The sequence below is a fragment of the Chitinophaga sp. genome, from assembly GCF_036566945.1.
Lineage (GTDB): Bacteria > Bacteroidota > Bacteroidia > Chitinophagales > Chitinophagaceae > Chitinophaga.
In genome coordinates, this window is the sequence record NZ_DATCVJ010000974.1 from 1 (window position 1) to 6,393 (window position 6,393).

The window sequence follows — 6,393 nt, forward strand, 5'->3', positions numbered from 1 at the left end:
CTTTTAGCTTTTAGTAAATGCAGCGGGTAAGTAACATAACATTATCTAATAGCTAAAAGCTAACGGCTAAAAGCTATTTTTACTGTAAATCATCCAGCATCTTCTTGCAATCCACTTTAATAGTGGCATCATCATATACGATATTACGTAGTGTCAGTGCTTTCTTGAGCACTTCTATCGCTTTCTCCTGCTGATCATTTTCTTTGTACGCGCGGGCGAGCTCATAATAATTGAGCAGAAAAGCGGGATCCAGCTGCCGGCATTTTTCATAATTGTTGATCGCATTTTGCAGAGAGCCATCGGGTAAACCACCGAAGAGCATTTTAGCGGCGCCTCTTTCAAAGGCATTCAGATTAGCTACTTCAAAATTCCATTTGCCTAATACGTGATAAGCCTGTGCCAATGAAGGATTGAATTTAATCGCCAGTTCGGCATATTTCTTTACATCTTTAGAAGCAGCGACTTTATCTTTTGCACCAGCAATGAGGGCCATACGTCCCATAGCGATGGCCATGGATAAATTAGCATCCGGACTATTGGGATTTACTTTCAGGGCCTCTTGTGCATAGCTTTTGGCCTGATCGAAATAACTGATCTTATCATCTTTGGATTTCTGCCGGTTCCCTATGCGGGCGCATAACTGACTGGCCTGATTCAATGCATCCAGTTCAGTAGGCTGTATTTTCAGAATGTCTTTATCCTTTTCAAAAGCTTCGTTCTCTTTCATTTGTTTTTCCAGCTGTTTGGCTTCTTCCACCATTTCACTGACACTCTGCGCTTTTACAAACAAGGCTGCAGATAACAAAAAGCAAACTGCCATGATCCGTTTCAACATAGGACAGGTTTTACAGCGTGAAAATTTGTTGATTAACTAGTAGCTATAAATTTACGAAAATTACAAATGAGAAACATCATTCATATTCCAAAAAACGAGGGCTTAGTAATCTTTCTCCAGGGAAACAAGGGAGTTGCGGATACTGGCGCCCATGGGTGGGTTCATTTTACGGAGACTAACAATACTGTGTTGAATATCAGGATACCGCTGCTTCAATGCATCGGATAATTCATATACTACTTCTTCCAGCAGGGGGCGAGGTACTTCCATCACGGCTTTAGCCACTTCATAAATACCCTGATAGTTCACCGTTTCAGACAAATCATCTACTGGCATGGTGCCGGGTATACGAACAGCTACGTCCAATATAAAGTGATTACCTATAATCGTTTCTTCCGGGTATAAACCGTGATAGGCGTAAAAAGTAGCGTGTTCGAGGGCAATAGTAAGCATGAGGAAAGAATTACGAATTACGAATTACGAATTACGAATTACGAATTACGAATTACGAATTACGAATTACGAATTACGAATTACGAATTACGAATTTGTGCGGAGATGGTAAACGCGAAGATCATACGCTATTATCTCCCCACAACTCCGTAATTCGTAATTCGTAATTCGTAATTTTTCTATTATTGGTGGTGTTCTTTTGCTGATAAGTATCTTTCTGCATCCAGCGCAGCCATACATCCGCTACCGGCAGCAGTTACCGCCTGGCGATAAATTTTGTCCTGTACATCACCGCAGGCGAATACGCCTTCTACCGTGGTGCGGCTGGTGCCAGGTACGGTTACGATATAGTCCTGTTCGTCCAGTTCCAGGTATTCTTTAAAGATACCAGAGTTAGGCTGATGGCCGATAGCCACGAAAAATGCGCTTACTGGCACTTCTTTCTTTTCCTGTGTTTTATTATTCAGGATTCTGATCGCTTCTACTTTCTTATCACCCAATACTTCATCTGTTTCTGAGTTCCAGTAAACGATGATGTTGGATGTTTTCAGTACGCGGTCCTGCATTACTTTGGATGCGCGCATTTCACCGCGGCGTACCAGCATATGCACGGTACTGCACATTTTAGAAAGGTACAGTGCTTCTTCAGCAGCGGTATCACCGGCGCCTACGATCGCTACTTCCTTACCACGGAAAAAGAATCCATCACAAACGGCGCAGGCAGAAACACCGCTACCATTCAGGCGTTGTTCGGAAGGAATGCCCAGCCATTTGGCGGAAGCACCGGTAGCGATGATGATGGCATCGGCGGTGATTTCCTTCTCTTCATCAATGATAACTTTATAAGGTTGTTTGCTGAAATCCACAGATGTAGCCATACCATAACGGATATCTGCGCCCATGCGGGTAGCTTGTTTTTCAAAATCCACCATCATTTCAGGGCCTTGAATACCTTCCGGATAACCGGGATAGTTTTCAACTTCTGTGGTGATGGTTAATTGTCCGCCGGGTTGAATACCCTGATATAATACTGGTTTAAGGTTGGCTCTTGCGGCATAAATAGCAGCGGTATAACCGGCAGGTCCGGAACCGATGATCAGTAAATGCACATGCTCTTGTTGCTTGTTTTCCATACTTTTTTTTGCTGTATAATTAGTTGCTAATAATAATTGTTTTATAGGTTACTGCATAACCGCCCCAGTAGCCTAATGCACCGGGTACATTCCCCAGTATTTTTGTAGGTGATGAGAATGGATTGCCATTACTGTTATATGCAAAATCGAGTGTTCGCCAGAAATCCCAGGTAGCTTTGTCAATATTACAAAACTTTATAGTTACCGTATCTCCGAGGTGAAAGAATGCATATGTTGTCAGGTCAAGCCGCTCATTCTTATTTACGCCTGCGTCCACAGGAATTTCAAATGTTGTGCCGTTCACTACCTGATCATCTACCACAGAAGTCAGTCCGGGTAAAAACGGCTCATCGTTACGACTGGTAAAGTAGCGGCCATAGTTACCAAATGTGGGCGAATCCGTTACCCGCACCCATAAGCGGGCCATTGAGCTATCATTGTCCAGCTTCACCAGTGTCCACCAGAGGGAGTCCAGCTTCAGTCCACGTGTTGGTATCGTTGTCACAGATTCATATGCCTTATTGTCAGCATTAATGTGCAGCGTGTAAGTACCTGACACTTTTCCGGTAAAGTTATTGGCCGGCTGAGTGCCATCAGGTATATATACATAGAACTTTTTCCCTGCGGTATCTATCAAATTTTCAATCAGTTTCATGGTTTTAGTCCCATCTGAAACCGTTACTACAGCGTTATGTACAAAGGAATTCTGCAAGGTGGTCTGATCTATTGCGGCAAAATAGTTCAGGCTGTGTGTCAGTATTACTACCGGATAATTCCCATCTTCAAATCGTCCTTCCACCACTAACTGCGGCTCCTGCGCTGGCAGGTCCACAGAGATATCTTTTTCGCAGGCGGAAAAGATCAGTGTAACCAGTATAAGGAAGAGCGTATGGCGCATAGCTGCAAAAATAAGGGGTGTGGAGTAAATAAAAACACCGGCCATGTATTTACAAGGCCGGTGTTCTTATAGAATAAAGAGGATTAGTAGATTTATTCAATTGGTTATTTTGTTATTTACTTATCTAAATATCAAAATAATCAATGGAGTAAAAGGATTATCCCAGGTAAGATTTCAATGCGCCACTATAGCGGGCTTTCTGCAGCCTTTTGATAGCACGTTCTTTAATCTGCCTGATTCTTTCTTTAGTCAGATCATATTTCTGACCGATTTGTTCGATTGTTGCGCCATTTTCACCATCCAGACCAAAATAAGCATTCACAATTTCAGCTTCGCGTGGACTCAGGGATTTCAGGACCCTACGTATTTCCTCGCGGAGTGAATCTCTCATAACATCGTCATCAGTAATATCTCCACCTTCCAGCAGGTCGCCCATTGCTACGTCTTCTGCCTCGTGCACAGGTGCATCCAATGACATGTGACGGGTATTGCTCTGGAAGATATTGTTTATCTCTGATTCAGACATCTCCAGGATTTCTGCGAGTTCCTCGGTAGAAGGTTCACGCTCGTTTTCCTGCTCAAATGCCATGTAAGCTTTGTTAGCTTTATTATAGGTGCCAATTTTGTTTTGCGGGAGACGAACAAGACGACCTTGTTCAGCTAACGCCTGCAGTATGGATTGGCGAATCCACCAAACTGCATAAGAAATGAATTTGAAACCTTTTGTTTCATCGAAACGTTGTGCCGCCTTGATCAAGCCAAGATTACCCTCGTTAATAAGGTCACTGAGGCTAAGCCCCTGGTGCTGATACTGCTTTGCAACAGAAACAACGAAACGTAAGTTTCCTGTAGTCAATCTTTCAAGAGCCTTTTGATCGCCCATTTTAATGCGTTGCGCCAAAACGGTCTCCTCCTCGGGTGTTAACAAAGGGATCTTCGAGATTTCCTGCAGGTACTTTTCTACCGCCTGCGAATCACGATTGGTGATCTGGGTGGCAATTTTAAGTTGCCTCATATGAAAAATTGTATTGGTTTATAAATAAAATAACAGCGAAAGAAATTTTTTGTTCGAATTTTTAAAATTATTAACTTACAAAGTTTCCCGCGCTTTATCCTTTTGATTCAAAATAAGTCTGCAAAGATCGTGCTAACCAATCACTCTACCAAATCCTTCTTATATTTGCCAGCCATATAACAAAGTACAGTTTTATAACGGAATTTTATAGTGCTTTAGTCGCTGTACAGCGATGGTTTATACAAATTTTAACAATTGATAAAGAATCATATTTAAATTAACATCTTAACTAATTTAATTGTTAAGCCGTTGCAAATTTTTCAATAAAATGATTGACTTTAGAAGCGACACTTTTACACGTCCCGGCCCTGGCATGTTACAGGCGATGTTACAGGCAGAAACCGGTGATGACGTTTTCGGTGAAGATCCCAGCATCAACAAACTGGAAGCCATGATGGCAGTTTATTTTGGCAAAGAGGCAGCCTTGTACTGCCCTTCCGGCACAATGAGTAACCAGGTTGCCATTAAAGTACATACGTTGCCGGGGGATGAAGTGGTTTGCAGTAATCTTGCTCATGTATATATTTATGAAGGTGGTGGCATTGCATTTAATGCGGGTGCACAGGTACATCCTATTCTCGGCGATCGGGGCATGATCCGCGCTGCGCAAGTAGAAGCGGCTATTAATCCGGACGACGTACATAAGGCACGCACCAGTCTTGTTTGCCTTGAAAATACTTCCAACCGTGGCGGCGGATGCTGTTACGACTGGGACGAAATGGTAAAAATCGGCGACGTTTGTAAAGAACACGGACTCGCATTACACCTGGATGGCGCCCGCCTCTTCAACGCGCTGGTAGCCACTGGCCAGGATCCCATCGCTTACGGACAACTGTTTGACAGTATCTCCGTTTGCCTGAATAAAGGACTGGGTTGCCCGATGGGGTCCGTCTTATTAGGTAGTGCCGCTTTTATCAAATCCGCCAGACGTATCCGCAAAAAACTGGGCGGAGGCCTCCGGCAGGCAGGCTTCATGGCTGCTACCGGCATTTACGCCATGGAAAATAATATCGCACGACTGGCAGAAGATCACCAACATGCCAAGCAAATTGCACAGGCATTACTGGAAAAATCTTTCGTAGGTCATATGCTCCCGGTGGAAACCAATATCCTCATTTTTGAAGTAAAGGGCGACTGGACTCCACAACGCTTTGCCGATTATCTGAGCAAAGAAGGCATCCTGGTAATGGCCATCTCCCCAACACAGGTAAGAATAGTAACACACCTGGATGTAACGGCGGAGATGATTAACACTACCTGCGAAGTGATCGCAGCGATGTCGTAATCTGCTGATAAACAAAATATACGATCAGGCCAACATTTGCCTGATCGTATATTTCAGCTGCTAATCTTTCAGGTTATAATATTTGGCCACTGCGTTATAATCGTTCAGATCCACCGGGCTACTGGCCCTGGCAGCAGCCGTTCCGGGTATCACTACATATTTGTAGTCATAGGAAGGAATCACCGCATTGTATATATCCGGAACAGTTGCCGAACCATCTGTTTGCACAAACATATAATAGATCCTTAGTTTTCCGGCCTCATAATTAAACTTAAAGCTGGTTAAATACCCTACATTAAAATTACGGATATCATAAGGTAAAGGCGTCCACACAGTGGCAGTAGCACTTAGATTTACCGGTGTTTTCAAATATACCATCACCGTTCCTGTGTTAAAGACATCCGTCGTTATTGCCGGCAAACTCTTCACGACGGCTCTGGAGGCTGCTCCCAATGCACCTCCGGCGCCGGTACTTATTGTCCAGTAATCATTTTTATAGTCGGCATTCACCAGTGTAAACGTTCCGGATATTGCGCCAGGCCCCTTGGGCCCCACCGGACCGGCAGGTCCCTGCGCGCCATTCGCACCAGCGGGCCCCGGATCACCTTTTTTGGAACATCCGGTAATGATTAACAAATGGGTAATAACCACGATAGCTATGAGGAACATAGGCATCCGGCCTTTCTCAAAGAAAATTGTTTTCATGATATAGGT

At 43.8% G+C, this 6,393-nt stretch carries 7 protein-coding genes; 1 reads left to right on the forward strand and 6 read right to left on the reverse strand.

From position 1 onward, the window contains the following. Positions 1 to 79: 79 nt before the first annotated feature. The 5 genes from VIP81_RS29205 to VIP81_RS29225 all read right to left on the reverse strand — a co-directional run bounded on the left by VIP81_RS29205 (position 80) and on the right by VIP81_RS29225 (position 4,334). Positions 80 to 835: a hypothetical protein gene (locus tag VIP81_RS29205; protein WP_331970033.1), complete on the reverse strand. Its 756-nt coding sequence runs from the start codon at positions 833 to 835 to the stop codon at positions 80 to 82. A 102-nt stretch (positions 836 to 937) separates the two neighbouring features. Beyond that, positions 938 to 1,288 carry a dihydroneopterin aldolase gene (gene folB, locus VIP81_RS29210; RefSeq protein ID WP_331970035.1) on the reverse strand — a complete coding sequence of 117 codons (351 nt, stop codon included), beginning with the start codon at positions 1,286 to 1,288 and terminating at the stop codon, positions 938 to 940. 182 nt (positions 1,289 to 1,470) lie between these two features. After that, entirely contained in the window at positions 1,471 to 2,421 is a 951-nt protein-coding gene (trxB, locus tag VIP81_RS29215) for a thioredoxin-disulfide reductase (protein WP_331970038.1), read from the reverse strand. A gap of 19 nt (positions 2,422 to 2,440) precedes the next feature. Beyond that, positions 2,441 to 3,319: a DUF4249 domain-containing protein gene (locus VIP81_RS29220; protein ID WP_331970040.1), complete on the reverse strand. Its 879-nt coding sequence runs from the start codon at positions 3,317 to 3,319 to the stop codon at positions 2,441 to 2,443. 157 nt (positions 3,320 to 3,476) lie between these two features. Then, positions 3,477 to 4,334: a sigma-70 family RNA polymerase sigma factor gene (locus tag VIP81_RS29225; RefSeq protein ID WP_012793808.1), complete on the reverse strand. Its 858-nt coding sequence runs from the start codon at positions 4,332 to 4,334 to the stop codon at positions 3,477 to 3,479. Between the two features lie 328 nt (positions 4,335 to 4,662). On the opposite strand from VIP81_RS29225, the gene VIP81_RS29230 reads away from it, so the two are divergent. Then, positions 4,663 to 5,679, forward strand: coding sequence for a GntG family PLP-dependent aldolase (locus VIP81_RS29230; protein ID WP_331970085.1), 1,017 nt, complete (start codon positions 4,663 to 4,665; stop codon positions 5,677 to 5,679). A gap of 60 nt (positions 5,680 to 5,739) precedes the next feature. Here VIP81_RS29230 and VIP81_RS29235 read toward each other — a convergent pair. Further along, positions 5,740 to 6,393 (reverse strand): collagen-like protein (locus VIP81_RS29235; protein WP_331970088.1); only part of this gene is annotated, 654 nt, incomplete at its 5' end.